The organism is Pseudomonas sp. GW821-FHT10B02 (assembly GCF_059415665.1).
The window spans coordinates 228,222-249,875 of record NZ_JBWKNR010000010.1; the positions used below are offsets into that span (position 1 = coordinate 228,222).

Sequence of the window (21,654 nt, forward strand, 5' to 3'; positions counted from 1 at the left end):
AAACCACCTCAAACAAAACGTTCAAACCGATAAGGCGCCGGATCGATGATCGGCGTATCCCCCGAAACCAGGTCGGCCGCCAGTTGTCCGGCAGCCGGCGAAGTGCCAAAACCGTGCCCGGAGAACCCTGTGGCCAGAGTAAGTCCTGGCAGCTTTGCGACTGGCCCGATCACCGGGATCGAGTCGGGCGTCACATCGATGGTGCCGGCCCAGGCCTGTTCGATCTGCGCCTGTTCAAACACCGGCCAGGCGGCTTTGAGGTTATTCATCGCTTCGTTGTTGAGCGATGCGTTGGCTTGTGGGTCCTGAACCCTTACCCGCTCGAACGGCGTCACGTTGGCGGCTTTCCAGCGCCGCGCCAGGGCAAGATCATTGAAAAAATGCTTGCCGAAGGAGACGCGCAGAAAATCCCGTTGTGCGCGAAACGCTGGTAAGTAGCGTGAGCCCAGCAGCAAGTGGTCGAGTGTCAGCAATGCATCCAGCTTGCCGCGCTGGGTGATGATGTAGCCACCGTCCTTGTGCTTGCGAAACGAGAAGTCCGGCGCTCCGACGGCAATGTCGGTCGGCCCCTGCATCGGTTTGGTCCGCAACACAGAACAGACCAGCGGCAGGGTCGGCAGCTCAATACCCTGGTTACCCAGAAAACGCCTGGACCAGGCGCCACCGGCCAGCAGCACCTGGTGACAGCGGATCTCGCCTTTTTCAGTGACAACACCACTGACCTTGCCGGCAGTGGTGACCAAGGTGCGTACTGCACAGTGTTCGACAATCACCGCGCCCTTGGCCATCGCTGCTTTGGCAATGGCACTGGCGGCCAATGTCGGTTCGGCACGGCCATCGGACGGCGTATAAATGCCACCGGCCCAGTCGCCTTTGCCACCCGGCACCAAGGTTTCGATTTCACGCTTGCTGAGCAAGTGTGAATCAAGCGATAGCGCGTTCACCGACTTGAGCCAACCTTCGTGCATGGCCATTTGTGCTTCGTTGCGACCGACAAACATGATGCCTGCCTGGCGGTAGCCGACATCGGCCCCTACCCGCTCCGGCATTTGTGCCCATAAACGATCGGAAGCTTGAGCCAGCGGGATATCTTCGGCGTGGCGGCTGGTTTTGCGCACCCATCCCAGGTTACGTGATGACTGCTCTCCCGCCAGTCGGCCTTTCTCCAGCACCACCACCGGAATATTGCGCTCGGCCAGCGCTAGTGCAGCGGTCAAACCGATAATCCCACCGCCAATGATCACAACCGATGTGGACGATGGAAATGCGCTTGAAGTGTGCACAGTCGCAATAGTGGGTGCCATGACAAAGACTCGACTTACAGTGTGTTAAGACAGGTAAACGGGAGCGCCATTTCGCGCACACCGTTACAGCGGCAGCTTGATTTCCACGACGTTGGCGCGCGATGCATTGCGGTACGCGGTGACCTCTACCTCGACTTTGTAAACCGTAGAGCCCAAAGGCGGACAGGTAACGGTACTGGCCGGATTGATCCCGCGGAACTTCTCGCCGATCAAGGTCATGACTTGCGCTACATCCTGCGGGTCCTGAATAAACACGCGCGAGCAAATGACGTCAGCCAGGCTTGAGTCAACGGCTTTCAGCGCTGCTTCAATATTGCTGAACACCTGATGAGTCTGTTCGACCACATCCTCGGAAATCAGCTTGGTTTCAGGGTTGCGCCCGGCAGTATTGGATACATAAATCCAGTTATCGACCGCTACCAGACGAGAGTAGCTGCCCATTTCTTCGTACTTTGAACCGGTTTTAAGCTTAATGATTTCAGTCATGCCTAGTGTCTCTTCAAGTGAACAAAAATGCTTTAACTGAGCACCGGAGTTTCCCAGAGATTCAACTTCACGCCGATGCCTTTTTCCAATGCATTGCGGTACACGACCGTGCCCCAGGCAACATCTTCAACAGGCATTCCGCCCACCGACATAATGATGATTTCTTCGTCGTTTTTACGACCTGGCGCATCACCGGCAATGATCTTGCCAATGTCTTCCAGTTCTTCCTCGGTCAACTTCCCTTCGGCCAGCATGTCCATGAAGCGCACGCCGATTACCGGCACACAGTTATGCGCAGGCTTGGGCAATTCTTCGAACCAGGCGTGATAAAGACCAGTATTGTCCAGCACTTTACGAACATCTGCCTGTTCCATACCGTCATCCAGCCGGCAACTGGCAGGCATCGCCATAAATGCGCCAGGCTTTACCCATTCACGCTTCACAACGGGGTAGGTTTGTGGATCGCCGGTTGCACCGGAACTGCAGTAAGTGACCAGATCCGAGTCGCGCACAACTTCTTCAAGTGTATCGACGACATGAATATTGACGATTTGCGGATAGGTTTCTTTCAACCAGGAGATAAAGTCGTCAAGGCTCTTTTGACCACGCCCTTTTATCTTGATCGTATCGATCAGCGGGCACACTGCAACAAAGGCGGCAAGGGTGGTTTTGCCCATGACACCTGGGCCCAGCAGGCCGACAACTCTTGAATCCTTACGTGCCAGATGGCGAGCGCCGACCCCCGGAATAGCGCCTGTACGGTAGGCCGAGAGCAAGTTCGCCGACATGTGCGCCAAGGGTGCGCCGGTATCAGGATCATTAAGGGTGAACATAAGGATCGAACGTGGCAGGCCTTTATCGCGATTGGCGATATTCGAGCCGTACCATTTCACACCTGCGGTGCAAAAGTTACCGCCAAGATAGGCTGGCATGGCCATCAGGCGACGATCTGCGGTCGGCTTTGGCATTTTCGGGAATGGCGAACTTTCCGGGAAAGTGACCATCGCGCCGTGCGAATCATTATTAGGTCCGGCCATACGATAGTCGCCTTCGTACAACAGACCAAACATCTCTTCCATTGTATCGACACAGCCCGCCATGTCGGTCACACCGGCACGGATCATGTCTTGCTCAGAAAGATAGATAAAATCAATTTTTGTATTATTGGACATAATTTTTCTCAGACTGAAGTGATACAATTCCGAGAAAGCGCATGGACACGCCCTCCCCTCAGGCCTTTTCGCCTGGTTGTTCCATCAACATAGGGGTTCAGTATACGGAGCCCACAAAGTGGGTATTGTATATTTCGGACATGAGTGGCCCGTTCAAGCACATTTCATTGTGTGGCCATTGCATAAAAACAAGAATATCAGTGGCAGATCCAGCTTATGAAAAAAACGCATATATCCACCTTTGCGTCCGCTCCCTTTGAACAGCCTTGGTTCGTATTGAACTCATCGAATTATTCGGTGATTGCTTCCGCTCATCCGGCTATTTCTCATTTCTATGCACTGGATGTTGCGCAGTCGGCCAACATGATGCTGGCCATACCTGATGGTTGCGTGGATATCGTCGTGGATTGTGATAGTACACAGCCAAGTGCGCGGGTCTGCGGCACGCCGTTGCAAGCCAGGCAAGTGGAGCTGCTTGAGAATCACCATTATTTCGGTGTGCGTTTTACCCCCGGTGTAATTCCGGGGTTTATAAATGCCTTGGCCGAAGAATTGACCGGGCAGGAATTGAATCTGCTGGAGGTGACACCGCTTGCGCAGCGGTTTTTCGAGGAAGTGATTAAAACCCCGCTGCTAAGTGAGCAAATGCAGGTGTTCAACAGCTACCTTGCACCCGCCGCGTTGCACAAAACCGCTGATCTCACCGCTGCGGTGATCCAGACCGTGCTGCAACACAAGGGTGATATTCGCGTACAGCAACTTGAACAACTGAGTGGCTATACCACCCGCACCATTCATCGCCAGTTCACCCAGGATACGGGCATGACGCCCAAGGCTTTCTGCCGCATCATCCGCTGTCAGGCCGCCTTGCATTCGATCAACAGTGAACAGGATGTTTCATTTTCCGAGTTGGCCATGGAGCTTGGTTTCACCGACCAGTCCCACTTTCTGCGGGATTTCAAAAAACTGGTCAGTACCACTCCCCATGACTATCAACAGCGAATCATTCAGGGTGCTTACACGCAACGGATCAAGCAGTCGCGCGAAACGGCTGTTCATGCTTAGTGGCGAGGCGTCTCCGACGGGTGTTCGCCAAACAGGGCTTTGTAGTACCCGGAAAAATGGCCCAGATGGGTAAAGCCGAAATCACTGGCAATGCGTGCCACGGTCACTTGATTGGCACAGGTCTGGCGCAGTCGCCGACGTGCAGCATTGAGTCTTACCGAACGCAGGTACTCAACCGGGCGCAAGCCCGTCACGCTTTGAAAGCTTCGCTGCAGGGTGCGCCGACTGACATTCAAGCGTTCGCACAATTGCAGCACTGAAATCGGTTCGTCATTGTGGGCCAGGGCCAGCTCCTGACTTTGTTTGACCAGGTAAGCACTGACCATGTGATTGCCCGCACGCCCTGTATCCCCCTCCACCCGATGGTCGAGCAAATCGAGCATGCACTCCAGGGTCAGGTCTTCCAGCAGGTGTTCCGGCAAAAACCTGTTTTGCAGTGCAGCGGTCACCACGTCTTCCAATCGCTTGCGCACGGTTTGCAGCACTTGCTGGCGTAATTCCAGGCGTGAGAGGCGCGCCAGGCGACGCATTTCGCTGTCCGAGAACTCCCTGGCCGCGAGGTTTTCCAGACGAGTGGCCTCCACGGTAATGGCCAGCAGATCCATGCCTTCAGCGGCCTGCACGAAAAACTCCTGGCCACTGTGAAGAAGCGTGACACTTTCGGTGCCCAGGCTTTTGCCCTGAAACACCGCCAGCTCGCCACCGCACATCGGCATTGCCAGGCAAAGCCGGCCCGGCGGCGCCACGCCGTGCTGAACCACCCGCTTGTTCAGAGACTCCTGAAAAATCTGGAAACGCTCGCCCGTGACGTGCTTGAGCACTGTCTGCACAGGACCGGTGCTCAACTGATCGTAGGTTTGTTGCCAACCCACGATCGCACCTGCGTGCAGATGTACGTCGTCAAAGCTTTTCATTTGGGCAAACATCGCCATCGTTAACACCTGTTATTGACCTGTAACAATTTGTAAGCAAGCTACAGGCCAAAGGCCCTTTCCCTCAGCAACCACTCATCCGTTTGAATCAGAACGGCACCGCCATCGTCAGCTGGCTGTAAACGTTGGTGCCATTGCCATTGGACTGATTGCCGCCAGTACCCAGCGCGCGATCCGGCTGATACAGCCCCACCAACGGCGTGATAATCAGATTTGGCGAAACGACCCATTCGGCATACAGGTCGAGCTCTTGCGCATCCAGGTTCAGCTCATTGCGCGCGCCCAGAGTCTTGAAGTCGAAGTACAGCACGCCCAGGGTCAGGGTCTCGAGCGGATTGGCCTTGAGCGCCAGGTGCTTGATCTCGGTATTGCTGTTGAACGGCCCGGCATAGTTGGCCGCGACTTCGCCCTGGAACCAGGTGCCGTAGCCTGTGCTGTAGCCGGTGAAAAGCGGGTCCCAGTTCTGTGAATAGCGGGTGTAGCGAGCGGTGACGCTTGGGCTCCAGACCACATCGGCAAAGCGATAGCCCGCCTCGGCGTACCAGGCGGTTTCCTTGTCGCCCTGAGCGTCTTCAACCGCGTACTCGAAGGCAAAACTGGCGTTCTCTACACCGGCATCGCCCTCCCCGCGAATACTGTAGATATCCATACCGTCGCGGCGCTGCTGGAACTCACTGGCCCATTGATCCACCACATCCATGCCGTGGATGTAGGTCAATCCCAGGGTGCCGGCCGGCTGGGTGTATTCAAGCGTACCCACCGCAAGTTCAGTTTCAGCCTGGGCACGGTTATCAGACTTCAACCAGGCCGCACTGCCATGCAAACCCTGATCGCCGCCCAGACGCACCACCGCCGTGCGGTCAAAGGCGTGGCGCGCGCCGAGATAGTACGCACCGCCACGGTTCAGGCTACCGTCCGCCAGGCCCTTGCCCAGGTTGGGGCCGTCGTCATTGATCAGAAAGCCGCGGCCGGCCTTGAAGATCTGCCGGCCAAACGAGAGATCGACACCGTCTTTACCCAGGGTCTGGAACACATCGCCCGAGCGCCAGCCCAGATAGGCATCCTCGATCTTGGTTGTGCGTTCGCTACCATCGGTGAAACCGCCAGCATCGCCGTCGCCCCAGGTACCCGAGGACACCATGGCAAAGCCGCTGTAGGCGCTGCCCGCATTGCCAAGCAGGGTGTCGGCCTTGACGCCGTACTTGATAAAGGCCTCTTGCCAATGCGAACCGCCCTCGGTTCCATCGTAGTTTTTACGGCTGTTGAACAGACCGTAGGCGGCCAAGCCTTCGAAGCTGACATGGGTGTCCGGGGTGTCGATCAGCGCGATTGCCTGGGCATTTTGACAAACCGCGGACACAGCGATACTTGCGGCAATGCCGCATAGAGCGAGACGCGAAGACATGGTGACAATTCCTTAACTGCAGTATGCGTTGCGCAAGGGCGAACAAGGGGCGCACCGGCCCCGGAACGGGCCGATGCCTGGCGACACTCAGGCGGCGTGATTACCGAGGCCGCTGAACCTGAGCGGGGCCACGCTGCGCAAGCGCGCGGCAAGCAGGATTCCCGCCAGCGCCGCCACCGGGACAACCATGCACAACGCCAGAGACAAGCTGGTACTGGCGCCGGTCAGCACATCGAAGTGAACGATTGCAGTGATCAACACCGCCAGCAGTGCTACCCCTGAGAGCGCCGGCAATACAAAGCACTTGAGGCGGCTGTCTGCATGCTGCGGATTGGCCTTGAAAAAGCCGATGACCGCCAGCGAGGTCAATACCATCAGCAGAATCAGGCACAGGGTGGCGACGTTCGAGAACCACGAGAACAACTGCAGTACCGGATCGGCGCCTGCCAGGGCAAACACCGCGAGAATGCCCGCCGCGATCAGCGACTGCAGCCCCGAACCCAGATGCGGGCTTTGATGCTTCTGGTGGGTGGTGCCCAGTTTCTCCGGCAGCAGTCCATCACGGCCAATGGCGAAGAAGTAGCGCGCGGCGGCGTTATGGAATGCCAGCAACCCGGCGAACATACTGGCCACGAACAGGAAGCGGATGGTGTTGGTCAGCCCTGAACCGACGTACTGATCGGACAGCGAGTACAGGAAGGTGGTCGGATCTTGCAGCGATTGCAGCGTGGAGACGATGTCATCGGCACCGGCACCCACCACCATGGCCCACAGCGACAGGGTGTAGAAGCCGCCGATCAGCAGTACCGACAGATACGTGGCCCGCGGAATGGTGCGTTTGGCATCCTTGGCTTCCTCGCTGTAGAGCGTTGTCGCCTCAAAACCGATAAAGGCGGCAAAGCAGAACAGCAGACCGATCGACGGGTTGCCGCTGCTGACATGCGCCGGCGTGAATGCATCAGCGTTGATGCCGTGTGCCCCGCCACTGCTCAGTATCGCCACATCGAGCACCATGACCGCGACGTACTCGGCGATCACGGTAATCGACAGCACGCGGGCAGAGAGGTCGATGTTGCGGTAGCCAAGGCAGGCAATCAGCCCCAGTGCCACCGCAGAACACAGCCACCACGGCACCTGGATGCTGAACACCTCGGCCAGGCTGCCGGCGACAATGGCACCAAACAAGCCATACATACCGGCTTGCAGCACGTTGTACGCGACCATCGCCAGCATCCCTGCGGCACCGCCGGCCAAGCCACCCAGGCCGCGGGAAATCAAGGCATAGAAACCGCCGGCATGGCTGATATGCCGGGCCATCCTGGTGTAGCCCGCCGCAAAGCACAGCAGCACCACCAGGGTTGTAATCAGTAATGCAGGCGTTCCCGCGCCATTGCCAAGCATGATGCCAATGGGAAAGCCACCGGCCAGCACGCTGAGCGGACTTGCCGCTGACAATACAAAGAAGATGATCATGGCAACACCTAGGCTGCCACGCCGCAGCTCCGTCGAGGAGCCGTCGCGCAGGGATTCGCTCATGTTTTTATACCTTGTTGTATGAGGCAGTCTTTGCGGGGTTGAAAGCCGCGGCACGCTTGCACGCAATGCGACGCGGCGAATTATTGTTTTTGACCTTCAGGCTAAGCACGATGCTAGGCTTCGGCGGGGGTGGCGGCTATCCCAAATTGGCCGCATCTGGCCCGCCGGTGGCGGTTTTCAAGCGCATTCGACAGATGGCTGTCACACCCCTGCCCGCTTCGATTCAGTAACGGATCATCACCGACTTCAACTCGGTAAACGCCTCGATAAAGGCGCTGCCGAACTCACGGCCGATGCCGGATGATTTGCTGCCACCAAAGGGCACTGCCGGGTCGAGGAAGGTGTGCATGTTGACCCACACAGTGCCGGACTCGATGCGTGGAATCATGCGCAAGGCCTTGGACAGGTCATTGGTCCAGAGGCTTGCGCCCAGGCCGTACGGCGTGTCGTTGAGCAGCTCGATCAATTCCTCGTCGCTATCGAACGCCAGCAGGCAGACAATAGGGCCGAAAGTTTCCTCGGTGAGGAACAGGTCGTCGGGGCTGGATGCGCGCAACAAGGTGGGTTCGACAAAATAGCCCTTGTCGCCCACGGTGCGCCCGCCGGTCACCACCACCTGGCCATCACCCATGCGTTCGAAGTAACTGGCGATTTTCTGATAATGCGCCTTGTTGGCCAGCGGCCCGAACTGGACACTCTCGTCCAGCGGCGAGCCGATTTTCAGCCCCGCCAATGCCGCGCCGAGCTTCTGTTCCAACTCGTCAATGCGCGAACGGTGGACGTAGATACGCTCGGGCGATGCGCAGATCTGTCCCTGGTGGGTGAATGCAGTCATCACCAGCCCGGGTACCACGTCATCGATGTTGACGTCGGCCAGCAACGCGGCGGGGTTCTTGCCACCGAGCTCGAGGGTGACCCGGGTCAGTTTGGACTTCATCGCCGCAGCCCCTACGGCAATACCGGTGGGAACAGAGCCGGTAAACGAAACCTTGCGCACCTCGCCATGCTCGGTCAGCCACTGGCCTACCTTACCGGCACCGGTCACGACGTTGATCGCGCCATCCGGGATCCCAACCTCTGTCGCCAGCTCCACCAGACGCAACAGGCTGAGCGGGGAAAACTCGCTGGGTTTGAGCACAATGGTGCAACCTGTCGCCAGCGCCGAGCCCAGTTTCCACACGGCAATCAGCAGCGGGAAGTTCCACGGTACGATACCGGCGACCACCCCTACAGGCTCGCGACGGGTAAAAGCGGTGTACTGCTCCCCGGCCATCGAGGGCAATGACGGGGTGATGCTCTCGCCATTGATCTTGGTGGTCCAGCCGGCGAAGTAACGCAGAAACACCACCGACTGCGCCACTTCCAGGCCGCGGGCGACATTGATCGCCTTGCCCGAGTTCAAGGCTTCAAGTTGCGCCAGCTCCTCGCCATGCTGCTCGATGGCATCCGCCAGCTTGTTCAGCAGCACGCCGCGCAGGTAAGGCGAGGTCTGGGCCCAACTGCCCTTGAACGCCCGGGAAGCTGCCGCTACCGCCGCATCGACCTGCACGGCAGTGGCATCCTGAACGCGGGCGATGACCTGTTCGTTGGCCGGGTTGATGATCTCGCTCACACCAGCCTGCTCGTCCAGCGCCGGCCTGCCGTCGATGAAGCTGCCCAGTGGTTTGGCCAGGAACGTAATGACGCTATCGAGAAGTGCTACTTCGCTCATCGGAATTTACCTTGTTATTGTTGGGTGCTTGCGTCAGGCACCGGCAAAGGTGCCTCGCTGTTCCAGGCGCTGACCGGGCGGCCGAAAAGGTTTTCGGTCTGGAAGTGCGACATCCGCCATTGACCCTCTTCCTGCGCGAAGCGCACCGTCAGGCGCGCCGCATTGAGGTGTGAGGACTGGCTGCTGAACGTACTGGTTTGCAGCATGACCCAGCTGCCGGTTGCCTGGTCACCGGCAACCTCGATCAACTCGCTGGTCAGAAAGTGCACATTCAGCGCAAAGTGCGCCGGTGGCTTCATGTAGGTTGCGAACATGGCGCGGATCGCTTCGCGGCCGCGGTAGCCACCAAAGCTTTTCGCGTATTTGGCGCCCTTGCCCTCCCACACCGCCTCATGGGTGAACAGGCCCGCCAGTTCGTCCAACGGGGTCTGGGCATCAAGGGCATCACACAACACCATGTAGCGGTTCATGCAGGCCCGCACGGCCTGTTGTGATTCGAAGTAGTGCAAACGCTGCTCCAGCGCCTGGACAGTGCTCATGGCTGCACCTCAGGACTGCTGTTGTGCGGGTGTTCGTGGATACGCTGCAACAACAGCGAGGCCGCCGCCAGCAGCGCTGCGTCGGCACCTTTGGCACCGACCAGCTGCAAGCCGACCGGCAGCCCTTGCGCGCTCGACAACGGCAATGTCACTGCCGGATGCCCGGAAAGATTGAATGGCCGCACCAACGACGTCATACCCAGTACCGCACGGGTATCGGCGGCGTCTTCGACCCGCAGCGGAAAATCGGGCATGGTCGGCAGCGCCAGGATGTCGTAGTGCTGCAGCGCCGCATCGACTTGTGCGCTGAAGCGTTCACGCACACGCTCGGCGTCAGCCACCGCGGCGTCAGTCATTGTCCCGGCCGCTTGCAGGCGCCCTGCGATGTCAGCACCGACCTTGCCGGTGGCGAGCAAATGCCCACACGCGGCATGGGTTTCACGGTTGATGATGACCATGCCGGCGCTATAGGCGGCCTCGAAGTCTTCGCACTCGACAGGCTCAAGCACCTGACCGCTGGCCTTCAACGCCGCTTGCACCACAGCGTTCACCGCCGCACTGGCCGGCACCCCGAGCACGCCGATTTTCACCCTGGAGGGCGGGCTGACCGGGCTGAACTCCGGATCGATGATCGCCATTGCACTGATCAACATCGGCAGCGAGGCAGCAAATGGACCGACGCAATCCAGGGTCGTAAAGGCCGGCATGACACCCTTGCGGCTGACCCGCCCGAAGGTTGGCTTGAAGCCGAAAATCCCGCAGCAGCAGGCCGGAACCCGCACCGAGCCACCCGTGTCGGTACCCAGGCTGAAATCTGCCAGCCCCGCCGCCACCGCAGCGGCGGAACCGCTGGAGGATCCGCCCGGGATCAGTGCCGGGAAGCGTGGATTGACCGGGGTGCCGGTGTAGTGATTGATCCCTGTGGTACCAAATGCCAGCTCATGCAGGCTGGTTTTCCCGGTGATGCGGCAGCCGTTGTCGAGCAGTCGCTGCACCACATCGGCATGCTGGCGGGCAGGTTCGGCTTGTTCAAGTGCGCGGCTCGATGCGCGCGTCGGCAATCCGGCAATGTCGATGGTGTCCTTAACCATCACGCACAGGCCAGTGCCACCTATGTTCAACGACTCAACCACGATTGCCATCGCAAAAAACCTCGCTTGGTAGCGGGCGCAAGGTGCGCCAACACTGCTTAAAATTGCGTTCATATACGTGAATAGTCAACTGAATATTCACGTTGTTATGTATCAACTCAGAACCCGAACTGCGCGCAATCTCAAGCCTTAGCGACCTGCGCGCTTTGGCCGCAGCCAACTTCGGGGTGCCCTTATTACGGGAAAAGTCTATGATTGGGCATCACTTACTTCAGCCAGTCAGTTATGAGCCCAACGAAGAAGCGTCACAGCCGCTACGACCCCTCCAGCGAAGATTTCCGCAAAGAAGATTTTCCTTTTTACTGGCTGGCGCGCGTACACGGTCAGTACACCCAGAACATGGAGCGACTGCTTAAAAAGGTTGATCTTGATGTCGCCCGCTGGCGCGTCCTGTGGATCCTCAACCAGAACGGACAATCGAGCATTTCCGAGATCTCCACCCACGCCATTGCCAAGCTGTCGACCATCACCAAAATCGTCTACCGCATGAAGGAAGACGGCCTGATCGATACCGCGCAAAGCACTGAAGACGGCCGCGTCACCCAGGTGTTCATCACGCCGCTGGGGCTGGCGACCATCGAGCGTATGCAAGGCGTCACCAGCGAACTGTTCAAGCGCAGCTTTGCCGGCCTCACGGAAAGTCAGGTGGAGCGTCTGAACCGCACACTCGAAACGGTTTTCCATAATCTTGAGAGTTTTTGACACCCGGTCCCGGCAGTAAAAAATGCCCAGTGAGCAACTGGGCAAAAGAGCACAACCCTGGATCGATCAGCACGCCTTGGACGACTGGCCAAGACGGTGGTAGGCACGGTTGAAATACACCAGGCCTTCATCCGAACCGCCATGCCGAATGGCCTGCACCTCACAATAGAAAATGCTGTGCGAGCCCACCTCATGAACCTGGGCAATCCGGCAGTCGAAGTTCACCAGCGCTTCGAGCATGACCGGTGCGCCACTCTCCAGGGTGGTCCAGGAGGTCGTGGCAAAACGCTCATCCATGCTCAACGCCTTGTTGGCAAAGGCACCGGACTGTTCCTGGTGAGTGCCGGCCAGTACGTTCACACACACCACCGCATTGGCTTGAAACTGTGCGTTGGACTGTGAGGCGCGGTTCATGCACACCAGTAAGGTGGGCGGCGAATCGGTGACGCTGCACACCGCCGAAGCGGTGAAACCAAAGCGCCCGGCGTGACCGTCGGTGGTGATCACCGATACGGCGCCGCCAAGCAGCGCCATGGCATTGCGAAAGCTGGTCAGGTCAACCATGTTCGTTCTCCTCAAATGTCCAGCACGAGCGTTTTTGACTTGGCGCGCGAGCAGCACACCAGGATCTGGTCATTGCCAGCTTTTTCTTCGTCGGTCAGGTACACATCACGGTGATCCGGCTCACCTTCAAGTACGTCGCACAAGCAGGTACCGCACACGCCTTGCTCGCAGGAGATCTCGATCTTGATCCCGACACTGGCCAAGGCATCCAGAATCGACTGCCCTTCTGCTACCTCGACCGTCTTGCCACTGCGGGCCGCGACCACTTCGAAGCTGGCGCCGCTGGCATCGACCTCGACCTGGAAGTACTCCTTGTGGATGTGATCTTCGGCATAACCCTGTTCACGGGCGCCGTTGATGACCCACTCCATAAAGCCGGTAGGGCCGCAGGTGTACATATGCACACCGGACTGCCCTTGCCCCAGCACCTTGGCCAGGTCGAGTTTCTGCTCGGGCGCTTCGTCATCGAAATGGGTGACGACATGCTCGGCGAAGGGTGCGTTTTGCAACTCCTGGAGAAATGCGCTGCGGTTGCGCGCACGCCCGCAGTAATGCAGCTCGAAGCGCTCACCACGCTGATGCAGGGCATAGGCCATGGCGATCATTGGCGTGATGCCGATACCGCCCCCCAGCAGAATGCTGCGCTGCGCATCGTCGACCAGCGGGAACAGATTGCGCGGCGTGCTGATCTGCACTTCGCGCCCTTCGACCAGGGTGTCGTGCACGCTCACAGAACCGCCACGCGAGGCCGGGTCTTTGAGCACGCCCAGGCGATAGCTGCTGAGGTCGGCGGGGTCGCTGCACAACGAGTACTGGCGAACCAGGCCAGGGCCGACATGGATGTCGATATGCGCACCGGCCGCAAAGGCTGGCAACAACGAGCCGTCGGTGCGGGTCAAATCGAGGACGACCACGCCATCCCCTTGCAGCTGGCGCTTGTGCACCACTACATTCAAAAGTTGTTCATTCATGGCGATTGCTCCATGTAGTCAGGAAGGCCACCGCAGTGGCCCGGTGTCGGCTCAGCGCATGAACAAGCCGCCGTTCACGTCCCAGGTTGCCCCGGTGGTGAAGTAGGCTTCGGGGCGCGCCAGCTGAACGATCAGGTCACCAAGGAAATCCGCATCGCCAAGGCGTTGCACCGGTATGTTGGCGCACAAGCCGGCCAGCTTCTCGGCAGGTACCGCGGCATGCACCGCAGGCGAGTCGATCGGCCCTGGCGCAATGGCGTTGACCGTCACGCCACGGTTGGCGAACTCCTTGGCGAAGATCTTGGTCAAGGTCAGGATCGCGCCCTTGCTCGCCGCGTAGTGAGCCCCCGTCGCGGTACCGCCGTTCTGCCCGGCGAGCGACGCCATGTTGATGATCCGCCCGTAGCCGGCGTCGGCCAGGTAGGCACCGAGCACCTGGCAGCCGAGAAAGATGCTGCGCAGGTTCAGGCCCACCACCGCATCGAACTCCTCGGGGCTGATCTGCATCAGCGGCGTGGTCTTGGTCACGGCGGCGTTGTTGACCACCACATGCAGCGCGCCGAAGTGCGTCAACACCTGGTTCAGCGCCTGCTCGAAGTCCGCCTTGTTGCCCACATCCAGTTGTACTGCCAGGGTGCGTTCGCCTGCAGGATCGAGCAGGCGCGCCGATGCCTGGGCAGCGTCCAGGCTACGGTCAGTGACCACCACCCGGTACCCGGCTTGCAGCAATCGGGCGCTGAACGTCTGCCCCAGGCCCTGTCCGGCACCGGTAACCAATGCGACTTGGCTCATCGATAGGCTCCTTTAGAGGATGTAACCGATACCGGCGAGGGTATCGTCGCTGTTGATCAGGCTGATCACCTTGCGCTGGATCTTGAAGCCGCCTTCGGCGCGTACCAGCTGGTAGGTCAGGTCGGCGCTGTAATGCTTGAGGCTTTCCTTGCGAAACTCGCGCACGTTCTGCGCACAGCGCACGGTCAGGTTCATGCCGTCATCGACCAGCACGCGAAAACGCGAGAGCGAACGCACCGTGCGCGGTTGCGGGCTGGTAGAGATCGACTCGCCGCCGATCAGCCGTTGCACCCGCAGCTTGCGCATGTGGTGGTCGTCGTAGGCATAGTTCAGGGTGTTTTCGAAGTCGGTTTCCTTGGGATTGATCGGGATGATGTAGGTCCCCTTGTCAGTCCACAGATTGAGCCAGGCGTCATATTCGCCGTGGTCGAGCATGTCGCCTTCCTGCCAGATGAAAGCGGTGACTTCTTGCAGCAATTGCAGGTTCATAAGGTTCTCCACACTCAAGCCGACATCATCTTTTTCCACTGCTGGTAGGCCGCACGCATGCCGGTTTCGGCACTGACGTCGGACACCAGACCATCTTCACTGGCCTTCTCGCCTGCCAACCCGCGGTTGAGCATGATCCACAGGTCTTCACCGGCGTTGGCGCCTTTCTGTACGCGTTCCCAGGCTTCGGAATCGTCCGGCGTGCCAAAGCCCATCGGCCCCTGGAAGTGCTCATGCAGGCGCAGGCGGTAGCGGTTGGCCACGGCCGGGCCGCCGTCCATGGTGATGACCGAATGGTGGATCTCGGTTTCGTTGACCGAAATCGGCTGCAGCACGCGGAAGAACGCCATCGAGCAGGCGATGTTGGGGAACAGGTTGAGGTTGAAGCCCGAACCACCCACGGCACGAACGATGCGGCGCACTTGCTGCTCTTCGATGCCTTCGTCGCGCAGCTCGGCCGCCAGTGCCTCGAAGCGCTCGGGAATCGGCTTGTCGAGATCAGCTTCGAGGTCGACCAGGTCGGGGATCATCACCATGACGCTGTGGCCGTTACCCAGGTCTTCGACATACCCCGGGCCCTGGACGAAATCGAACAGCTCCAGGGTCTGTTCGTCGACCGAGGACAGGAAGCTCTTGTGCACCAGCGGGAAGTGGTAGGCATCGGTGGTGTTTTCCAACTGGATCTTCCAGTTGCCCGGAAAGCGGAAACGGTGCTCGCCCGGGACCTTGATGCCGTAGCCGGCACCCTGTTTCATGAACAGGTCGATCCACTTTTTCGCCGCACCGAGGAAGTCCTCAAGCGGTTCGATGTCGTCTTTGAAGGTGGCAAAAATCATCCCGGCGTAACTTTCCACACGCAGGCTCACCAGCGGCAGTTCCGCCTTGTCGATGCAGTCGGCGTAACTTTCCGGGTGCGGGATACCGCGCAACGAACCGTCCAGGGCGTAACCCCAGCCGTGGTACGGGCAGACGAAACTGTTGGTCTTGCCCTTTTTGTGCTCGCATACGGTGGCGCCGCGGTGACGGCAACGGTTGAGCAGGACGTTGATGTTCTTTTTACGATCGCGCACCACGATCACCGGCTGTTTGCCGATAAAGGTGGTCTTGTAGTTGCCTGCTTCAGGCACCTCGCTTTCGTGTGCGACCCATACCCAGGTGCTATAGAAAATCTTCTGCAGTTCGGCATCAAACAGCGCAGGATCGGTATACAGCGAGGTGTGGACACGGTCGGCCTGCACCAACTCGGCAGGATCGACTGCCAGGTTAACGGCGGGAATCAGATTGCTCACGGTATCTCCTTGCCGGCCTGTAAGCCGGCAACACTTCACCACCTGCTGCAATCGCAAGACGCAACAGTGGGACCTTGTTTTTGTAAGTGGTTTATTGCGTTATTCGCGGCGACGGTGCCGTCAATCAAGCACGCTGGATAATCAGTTCGCGACCGACCCGTGCTTCGACTTTGGCGTAGCGCCACAACTTGTAGGGCGTCTCCCCCACCGGCGTGGTGCGGAACAGATTGCACGCCGCATGCACCGTTTCGATGTCGGCGACATCGGCCAGCAGGTAAGTGGTCCAGGGAAAACCATCGGAAGGACCGACCATGCTTTTGTCGTCATCCATGTTGCCGATCACTTCCACGCCTGGCAGATCGTGGATACCGTTCCACATCTCGCTGAATGCGGCCCATACTTGAAGTTGCTCTTCACGCGGCGCATCAAAGAAGTTCTGGTTGATGCCCATGCAGAACAGCACGCGCAATGCTTTTTTATCGCTCATGATAAGTGCTCGCTAATTAGATGTAGCCGGGAAGCGGTTGTTTGCCGAAGAAGATCGCCCCGGCATTCTGATAAGTGACATCGCCCATGAAGGCGTGCTGGGTCACCACTTGCGCGTCATTGACGCAGCGCGCCAGCGGGCTCTCGTTGTAAACGCCGGTCATGCCGGAGAGCATTTGCGCGGTACGCGCTACGTCGGCTGCGACACGGGTAGCGTGGGTCGAAGACAGCCGCAGCAGATTGGTCGCTTCGGCCGGCACCGGATTGCCGGCCAGCACATGACTCCACGCCTGCTCGATCGACTCGTAAAAGAACGCCCGTGCCGAGCGCAGCGCCGCTTCAGCCTTGGCAATGTCGACCTGCGCCAGCGGGCGGTCAGCCAATGCCGGTGCGCCGGTTACCGAGATTCTGCCGCTGGCCATTGCCGCCAGTTCGTCGAGGGCGGCGCGTGCGACGCCCAGACCCACCACCGACAGCACCTGGGTGGCAAAAGACAGCGACGGGTAGCGGAAGAACGGCTCATCGAGGTTGGCCGCACCACCGCGTACGAACGTCCATTGCTCGGGTACTACCACGTCATCGATCACCAGGTCATGACTGCCGGTACCCAGCAGCCCTACGGTGTCCCAGGTCTGGTCAATGCGCACTTGCGATTGCGGCATCACGGCGATCCGCGGCAGGTCGAACGAGTCACCGTTCTTCGGGGCAATGCCGACGCCGACGATGTCTGCACCCATGGAACCGCTGGAATACTTCCAGCGCCCCTTGACCTGGAACCCGCCCGGCACCACCTGGGCAGGCTGTGGAGGGAAAATCCCGCCGGCAAAAACCACATCCGGGCCGTTGGCATAAACTTGCGCGATGGTTTCCAGCGGCAGTGCCGCCAGGTACACCGGGCTCATGCCGAAACTGGCCACCCAGCCGGCAGAACCGTCGGCATGGGAAATGCGCTCGATCATTTCGCAAAACTCGGCTGGCGAGCATTCATTGCCGCCGAAGCGCCGCGGCACCAGTGCGCGATACACACCGTGGGCCTTGAAGGCGTCGATGACATCCCGCGAGATATGACGCTGCCGATCAAACTCACCAAGTCGAGCACGATCCCGAACACCGTCAAGCAGCGCTTCAAAGGCAGGACCACTGGAAAGCGCAGACGCAGGCAATACGTCCGGCACGCTAAGCGGATTCATAGAGAAACTCCGTCTTCAGTCACGGTTTAAGGGCAATGAGCAATGGGCAAACGAGAGAGAAACCCCTCGGGATAGCAGCGTGACCGCGGACGGTGCTGCTGGCGCTGGCGCTCGCAGAAAGCAGCCAGGCAGGTCTGGACAAGCTGGATGGGTCGGCATGATCGATTACCTTTTTTGTTTTGGTGCCGTGGGGTAAATGTGCATTTGTTTACGTGAATAGTCAATGGATTATTCACGTATAATCCCAATGCAAATTCAGACAAAAAAAGGTCGAACAAGCATCAGATAACAATTTTAAATAATTGTTTTATATGGATATTTATCTGATTTATTGGCTGGTTTCTGGCTTCTGAACAGAGGCAGCCAGGTGTATTTTTTTGCGATTCTTATTGGATCCGCTGATCAACGGCATATCCCGGAGTCTGGATTGCCGTTGATTCGCGCACTGCCAGCCACTGTCCTTGAGGAAGCCCCCATGCCCCACCAGCTGTTCGAGTTGATCCGCCTGACCCTGCGTGTTCGCACGCCACCCCTCGCCCTGCCGCGGTTACAGGCAGCCCTGGCACAAGCGCTGGAAGGCGTGGAACTGGTCGGCTGCTGGGTCTCTGAGATAGGCCCGCAGAACACCATTGCGATTTTGCGCAGCTTCGCCTCGAACGACGTCAAAGACGCTGAACGCGCGCGGCTGTTACTGGCTGCGGACGGTTTTGGCGTGGCAGAGTACTTGCTGCATCAGCACATTGATGACTACTGCCTGTTCCCGTTTCTGCAAGCGCTGCCGCCAGGTAAACACGGCCCCTTCTATGAGCTGCGCGAGTACAACCTGGTGCCGGGTGGCCTCAGCCCGACCCTACAGGGCTGGAACAAGGCCGTCGGGCCACGCACCGCGCAAGCCTACTCAGCGGTGTACGGCGCTTTCTATGCGACCAGCGGCCGGGTGCCTCGTTACCTGCATATCTGGCCGTACGCGAGCCTGGAGCAGCGTCTGGATGTACGCACGCGCGCGGTCAAGGACGGCGTCTGGCCACCGGAAAACTCGGCCCCGCAACTGCAGGACATGCATTCGGTGGTTTACCTGCCCGCCGCGTTTTCACCACTTTGCTAGAGCGCTGACAGCACAAAGCAGGCGGTGCTCAGTGCACCGCCTGCTTTGGATTTGTCACGCTGTGAGGGGGATTCAGTCCGGGCTATATCAGCGCTCTTGCAATGCACGCGGGCGCTGACTGCGCTCGGTAGCACTGGCGTCCTGTGCATCCTGCAACTGAAAACTGAATTGCAGATCGGCAAATGGTTTTCCATCCAGACCGCGTGCCTTCGAAGCTTGCGCGTCATCGATGAAATCCAGGCGCCCGACCAAACCGTCGCGCGTGGCGTAGGCAAAATCGTCCCAGAGGTACTGATCACCCTCGAAGTTGATTTGCGTGGTCAGGTGACGATAACCGGGCGCGGAGATGAAGAAGTGAATATGCGCCGGGCGCTGGCCATGACGGCCGAGCTGATTGAGGACTTCTTGCGTGGTCCCGCTGGGTGGGCAGCCGTAACCACAGGGCACAATGCTGCGTGCACGATAGCAACCCTGCGCGTCGGTGAGGATGCGGCGGCGCAGGTTGTATGGCGACTGGCTGGAGTCGAAGTACGAATAGGTACCCTGGGTACTGGCATGCCAAACGTCAACCGTGGCACCGGCAACCGGCGCGCCTTGCGCATCGACGACACGCCCGTGAAGAAACATCACCGTACCAGGATCGGTGCCGTCGTCCATCCGCGCTTCGCCTTCGGACAGCGGCGCGCCGGCCACATACAACGGCCCTTCAATGGTCCGCGGCGTGCCGCCGGTCAGACCGGCCTGAGCATCCTTGGCGTCTTGCAGCAGATCCAGAAAGTGCTCGATACCCAGGCCTGCCACCAGCAAACCGGCTTCCTGGTTGGTGCCCATGCGATTGAGGTAGTCCACGGCTTTCCAGAATTCGTCGTCACTGATTTCAAGGTCCTCAATCAGCCGCGCGGTGTCCTGGATAATGCGCAGGATGATCTGCTTGAAACGACGGTTGCCCTGGTCATTATCGACCCCGGCCACTTCATTGAAAAAATTCTGGACGTCAGCAGTGTGGGAGATTTTCACGGTCATGGTTGTTACCCGATTTTATTGTTATTGATTGGATCAACGATCGTCGGCATGAATCGAAGACGGGTGACGACACAACCCGTCTATCTCGATATCCATGTAGGGAAACAGCGGCAACTGCATCAGCGTGTCATGCAGTGCTTCAACACTGGGCACATCGAACACGCTGTAGTTGGCATAGTGCCCAGCAATGCGCCATAAGTGCCGCCAGGTGCCTTGCTGCTGCAGGCGCTGCGCCAGTTCCTTTTCATCCGCCTTGAGCTTGGCTGCGACGTCCGGCGCCATGTCGGGAGGGAGTTTTACCGTCATCTTCACATGGAAAAGCATAGGGATTACCTCTATCAACGGCGAACGAAGTGCGCCAGCCGCGCCTCGTCCAGAGTGAGCCCCAGGCCTGGGGTACGGGGTACATGCAGGTGGAAATCGCGATAGACCGGCGGCTCGGTGACAATTTCTTCGGTCAACAGCAAAGGCCCGAACAGTTCGGTACCCCAGGTCAACTCATTGAGCGTGATAAAGGCGTGAGCCGAGGCCAGGGTGCCAACGCTGCCTTCCAGCATCGTGCCGCCGTACAGCGCGATGCCTGCGGCTTCGGCAATCTGTGCAGTGCGCAATACCGCACGTGGTCCGCCGTTTTTGGCGATCTTCAGGGCGAACACGCTGGCGGCACCATCGATCACCAGGTTCAGGGCATCCTCGACGCATTCAATGGACTCATCGGCCATCAGCGGTGCCGTGCTGATCTGGTTCAGGTGCACCTGCCCTGCCCGGTTGTTTCGCGAAATTGGTTGCTCGATCAGATCGATACCGTTGTCGCCCAGTACCCGGCAGGCGCGCACGGCTTGTGAAACATTCCAGTACTGATTGACGTCCACGCGCACGCTGGCCCGATTGCCCAGGGCCTTCTTGATCGCGATCACATGGGCGAGGTCGGTGTCGACCGGATTGGCGCCGATCTTCAGTTTGAAAATGCGATGGCGGCGCAGCTCCAGCATCTGTTCTGCCTCGGCGATATCCCGGGCGGTATCGCCGGAGGCCAGGGTCCAGGCCACTTCCAGGCTGTCGCGCACTCGACCGCCGAGCAGCTCGCTGACCGGCAGCCCAAGGCGTTTGCCATGGGCATCGAGCAGCGCGGTCTCGAGACCGGATTTAGCGAAGGTATTGCCCTTGGCGATCTTGTCCAGCTTGAGCATCGCCGCGTTGATATTGCCGGCGTCCAGGCCGATCAACGCCGGGGCAAGGTGGGTGTCGATGTTCTGCTTGATGCTTTCCGGGCTCTCGTAGCCATAGGCCAGACCACCGATGGTGGTGGATTCGCCGATGCCCTCTACCCCATCGCTACAACGCACCCTGATGATGACCAGGGTTTGTGACTGCATGGTGTGCATGGCCAGCTTGTGCGGGCGTATGGTCGGTAGGTCGACAATGAGGGTTTCTATGCGTTCGATCACGGCATGTGTCATTGCAAGCTTCCAAAGGCAAAGCGTCCGGTCGTCGGGTGACGGGGTGGACTGTTGTTTTTATTAGCTTTGCCCAGCTTTGCACATTGCCGAGATTACGTCCAATATCAATTGAATATTCCACTATACTTCAAGAGTATGAATGCGGCTAAACCCTGGGCTGGGGTGCTGGAGCTGCGAGCTTGTCCGTTCGGTGTGGCGACGCTGACGGCCCCTTCCGCCCTTACGGCGGCCTACTTTTTTCTTGGAAAAAGTAGGCATGGAACTGTCCCATGACAACGGACG

General features: G+C 59.0%; 22 protein-coding genes. 3 read left to right on the forward strand and 19 right to left on the reverse strand.

From position 1 onward, the window contains the following. Nucleotides 1–8: 8 nt before the first annotated feature. From AC07OF_RS16770 to AC07OF_RS16780, 3 genes are all read right to left on the reverse strand, one after another. Nucleotides 9–1,304, reverse strand: coding sequence for an NAD(P)/FAD-dependent oxidoreductase (locus AC07OF_RS16770; RefSeq protein ID WP_476447093.1), 1,296 nt, complete (start codon nt 1,302–1,304; stop codon nt 9–11). 63 nt (nt 1,305–1,367) lie between these two features. Next, a complete protein-coding gene (locus AC07OF_RS16775; protein WP_461531615.1) occupies nt 1,368–1,790 on the reverse strand; it encodes a RidA family protein in 423 nt (140 codons plus the stop codon). Between the two features lie 32 nt (nt 1,791–1,822). Further along, complete coding sequence (locus AC07OF_RS16780; protein ID WP_495073250.1) at nt 1,823–2,962, reverse strand: ornithine cyclodeaminase family protein; 1,140 nt, start codon at nt 2,960–2,962, stop codon at nt 1,823–1,825. Nucleotides 2,963–3,178: 216 nt separating this feature from the next. Here AC07OF_RS16780 and AC07OF_RS16785 point away from each other — a divergent pair, with 216 nt between their 5' ends. Further along, nucleotides 3,179–4,027 (forward strand): AraC family transcriptional regulator, encoded by an 849-nt coding sequence (locus AC07OF_RS16785; protein WP_495073251.1) that lies wholly within the window; start codon nt 3,179–3,181, stop codon nt 4,025–4,027. On the opposite strand, the gene AC07OF_RS16790 is transcribed toward AC07OF_RS16785, so the two are convergent. From AC07OF_RS16790 to AC07OF_RS16815, 6 genes are all read right to left on the reverse strand, one after another. Beyond that, nucleotides 4,024–4,959 (reverse strand): helix-turn-helix domain-containing protein, encoded by a 936-nt coding sequence (locus tag AC07OF_RS16790; RefSeq protein ID WP_495073252.1) that lies wholly within the window; start codon nt 4,957–4,959, stop codon nt 4,024–4,026. The two genes, AC07OF_RS16785 and AC07OF_RS16790, sit on opposite strands and share 4 nt — an antisense overlap. Nucleotides 4,960–5,047: 88 nt before the next feature. Then, nucleotides 5,048–6,364 (reverse strand): alginate export family protein, encoded by a 1,317-nt coding sequence (locus AC07OF_RS16795; RefSeq protein ID WP_495073253.1) that lies wholly within the window; start codon nt 6,362–6,364, stop codon nt 5,048–5,050. Between the two features lie 87 nt (nt 6,365–6,451). Further along, complete coding sequence (locus AC07OF_RS16800) at nt 6,452–7,900, reverse strand: APC family permease (RefSeq protein WP_495073254.1); 1,449 nt, start codon at nt 7,898–7,900, stop codon at nt 6,452–6,454. Nucleotides 7,901–8,123: 223 nt separating this feature from the next. Then, nucleotides 8,124–9,611 carry an aldehyde dehydrogenase family protein gene (locus AC07OF_RS16805; RefSeq protein ID WP_157192597.1) on the reverse strand — a complete coding sequence of 496 codons (1,488 nt, stop codon included), beginning with the start codon at nt 9,609–9,611 and terminating at the stop codon, nt 8,124–8,126. A gap of 14 nt (nt 9,612–9,625) precedes the next feature. Next, nucleotides 9,626–10,150, reverse strand: a complete 525-nt coding sequence (locus AC07OF_RS16810) for a nuclear transport factor 2 family protein (RefSeq protein WP_157192598.1) — start codon at nt 10,148–10,150, stop codon at nt 9,626–9,628. Further along, on the reverse strand, nt 10,147–11,292 hold the full coding sequence (locus tag AC07OF_RS16815) for an amidase (protein WP_157192599.1): 1,146 nt from the start codon (nt 11,290–11,292) through the stop codon (nt 10,147–10,149). Before AC07OF_RS16815 ends, AC07OF_RS16810 begins: the two co-directional genes overlap by 4 nt. 234 nt (nt 11,293–11,526) lie before the next feature. On the opposite strand from AC07OF_RS16815, the gene AC07OF_RS16820 reads away from it, so the two are divergent. Next, nucleotides 11,527–12,003, forward strand: coding sequence for a MarR family winged helix-turn-helix transcriptional regulator (locus AC07OF_RS16820; protein ID WP_157192600.1), 477 nt, complete (start codon nt 11,527–11,529; stop codon nt 12,001–12,003). Between the two features lie 66 nt (nt 12,004–12,069). Here the strand turns inward: AC07OF_RS16820 and AC07OF_RS16825 are convergent, their stop codons facing one another. The 7 genes from AC07OF_RS16825 to iacA form a co-directional block, all read right to left on the reverse strand. After that, on the reverse strand, nt 12,070–12,567 hold the full coding sequence (locus tag AC07OF_RS16825) for a flavin reductase (RefSeq protein WP_495073255.1): 498 nt from the start codon (nt 12,565–12,567) through the stop codon (nt 12,070–12,072). A gap of 11 nt (nt 12,568–12,578) precedes the next feature. Next, nucleotides 12,579–13,538, reverse strand: a complete 960-nt coding sequence (locus tag AC07OF_RS16830) for a PDR/VanB family oxidoreductase (protein WP_157192602.1) — start codon at nt 13,536–13,538, stop codon at nt 12,579–12,581. Between the two features lie 51 nt (nt 13,539–13,589). Further along, nucleotides 13,590–14,330, reverse strand: a complete 741-nt coding sequence (locus AC07OF_RS16835) for an SDR family NAD(P)-dependent oxidoreductase (protein WP_157192603.1) — start codon at nt 14,328–14,330, stop codon at nt 13,590–13,592. Nucleotides 14,331–14,342: 12 nt separating this feature from the next. Next, on the reverse strand, nt 14,343–14,819 hold the full coding sequence (locus tag AC07OF_RS16840; RefSeq protein ID WP_157192604.1) for an aromatic-ring-hydroxylating dioxygenase subunit beta: 477 nt from the start codon (nt 14,817–14,819) through the stop codon (nt 14,343–14,345). A 14-nt stretch (nt 14,820–14,833) separates the two neighbouring features. Next, nucleotides 14,834–16,108, reverse strand: a complete 1,275-nt coding sequence (locus tag AC07OF_RS16845; RefSeq protein ID WP_157192605.1) for an aromatic ring-hydroxylating oxygenase subunit alpha — start codon at nt 16,106–16,108, stop codon at nt 14,834–14,836. Nucleotides 16,109–16,232: 124 nt separating this feature from the next. Next, entirely contained in the window at nt 16,233–16,595 is a 363-nt protein-coding gene (locus AC07OF_RS16850; protein ID WP_157192606.1) for an IacB protein, read from the reverse strand. Between the two features lie 16 nt (nt 16,596–16,611). Then, complete coding sequence (gene iacA / locus AC07OF_RS16855; RefSeq protein ID WP_157192607.1) at nt 16,612–17,784, reverse strand: indole-3-acetate monooxygenase; 1,173 nt, start codon at nt 17,782–17,784, stop codon at nt 16,612–16,614. 475 nt (nt 17,785–18,259) lie between these two features. Here iacA and AC07OF_RS16860 point away from each other — a divergent pair, with 475 nt between their 5' ends. Beyond that, entirely contained in the window at nt 18,260–18,889 is a 630-nt protein-coding gene (locus tag AC07OF_RS16860; RefSeq protein WP_157192608.1) for an NIPSNAP family protein, read from the forward strand. Between the two features lie 87 nt (nt 18,890–18,976). On the opposite strand, the gene catA is transcribed toward AC07OF_RS16860, so the two are convergent. From catA to AC07OF_RS16875, 3 genes are read right to left on the reverse strand one after another with little or no spacing between them, the layout of a single operon-like run. After that, nucleotides 18,977–19,912, reverse strand: coding sequence for a catechol 1,2-dioxygenase (catA, locus tag AC07OF_RS16865; protein ID WP_157192609.1), 936 nt, complete (start codon nt 19,910–19,912; stop codon nt 18,977–18,979). Nucleotides 19,913–19,945: 33 nt separating this feature from the next. Next, on the reverse strand, nt 19,946–20,236 hold the full coding sequence (gene catC / locus AC07OF_RS16870; RefSeq protein WP_157192610.1) for a muconolactone Delta-isomerase: 291 nt from the start codon (nt 20,234–20,236) through the stop codon (nt 19,946–19,948). A gap of 14 nt (nt 20,237–20,250) precedes the next feature. Then, a complete protein-coding gene (locus tag AC07OF_RS16875; protein ID WP_157192611.1) occupies nt 20,251–21,372 on the reverse strand; it encodes a muconate cycloisomerase family protein in 1,122 nt (373 codons plus the stop codon). Between the last annotated feature and the right edge of the window lie 282 nt (nt 21,373–21,654).

Bases quoted from the DNA above. Each gene is read 5' to 3' on its own strand.
- AC07OF_RS16835 (WP_157192603.1), bottom strand. From the start codon at position 14,330: ATGAGCCAAGTCGCATTGGTTACCGGTGCCGGACAGGGCCTGGGGCAG.
- AC07OF_RS16850 (WP_157192606.1), bottom strand. From the start codon at position 16,595: ATGAGCGATAAAAAAGCATTGCGCGTGCTGTTCTGCATGGGCATCAAC.
- catA (WP_157192609.1), bottom strand. From the start codon at position 19,912: ATGACCGTGAAAATCTCCCACACTGCTGACGTCCAGAATTTTTTCAAT.
- AC07OF_RS16780 (WP_495073250.1), bottom strand. From the start codon at position 2,962: ATGTCCAATAATACAAAAATTGATTTTATCTATCTTTCTGAGCAAGAC.
- AC07OF_RS16815 (WP_157192599.1), bottom strand. From the start codon at position 11,292: ATGGCAATCGTGGTTGAGTCGTTGAACATAGGTGGCACTGGCCTGTGC.
- AC07OF_RS16830 (WP_157192602.1), bottom strand. From the start codon at position 13,538: ATGAATGAACAACTTTTGAATGTAGTGGTGCACAAGCGCCAGCTGCAA.
- AC07OF_RS16785 (WP_495073251.1), top strand. From the start codon at position 3,179: ATGAAAAAAACGCATATATCCACCTTTGCGTCCGCTCCCTTTGAACAG.
- iacA (WP_157192607.1), bottom strand. From the start codon at position 17,784: ATGAATCCGCTTAGCGTGCCGGACGTATTGCCTGCGTCTGCGCTTTCC.
- AC07OF_RS16825 (WP_495073255.1), bottom strand. From the start codon at position 12,567: ATGGTTGACCTGACCAGCTTTCGCAATGCCATGGCGCTGCTTGGCGGC.
- AC07OF_RS16775 (WP_461531615.1), bottom strand. From the start codon at position 1,790: ATGACTGAAATCATTAAGCTTAAAACCGGTTCAAAGTACGAAGAAATG.
- AC07OF_RS16840 (WP_157192604.1), bottom strand. From the start codon at position 14,819: ATGAACCTGCAATTGCTGCAAGAAGTCACCGCTTTCATCTGGCAGGAA.
- AC07OF_RS16805 (WP_157192597.1), bottom strand. From the start codon at position 9,611: ATGAGCGAAGTAGCACTTCTCGATAGCGTCATTACGTTCCTGGCCAAA.
- AC07OF_RS16800 (WP_495073254.1), bottom strand. From the start codon at position 7,900: ATGAGCGAATCCCTGCGCGACGGCTCCTCGACGGAGCTGCGGCGTGGC.
- AC07OF_RS16860 (WP_157192608.1), top strand. From the start codon at position 18,260: ATGCCCCACCAGCTGTTCGAGTTGATCCGCCTGACCCTGCGTGTTCGC.
- AC07OF_RS16790 (WP_495073252.1), bottom strand. From the start codon at position 4,959: ATGGCGATGTTTGCCCAAATGAAAAGCTTTGACGACGTACATCTGCAC.
- AC07OF_RS16820 (WP_157192600.1), top strand. From the start codon at position 11,527: ATGAGCCCAACGAAGAAGCGTCACAGCCGCTACGACCCCTCCAGCGAA.
- AC07OF_RS16770 (WP_476447093.1), bottom strand. From the start codon at position 1,304: ATGGCACCCACTATTGCGACTGTGCACACTTCAAGCGCATTTCCATCG.
- AC07OF_RS16795 (WP_495073253.1), bottom strand. From the start codon at position 6,364: ATGTCTTCGCGTCTCGCTCTATGCGGCATTGCCGCAAGTATCGCTGTG.
- AC07OF_RS16875 (WP_157192611.1), bottom strand. From the start codon at position 21,372: ATGACACATGCCGTGATCGAACGCATAGAAACCCTCATTGTCGACCTA.
- AC07OF_RS16810 (WP_157192598.1), bottom strand. From the start codon at position 10,150: ATGAGCACTGTCCAGGCGCTGGAGCAGCGTTTGCACTACTTCGAATCA.
- catC (WP_157192610.1), bottom strand. From the start codon at position 20,236: ATGCTTTTCCATGTGAAGATGACGGTAAAACTCCCTCCCGACATGGCG.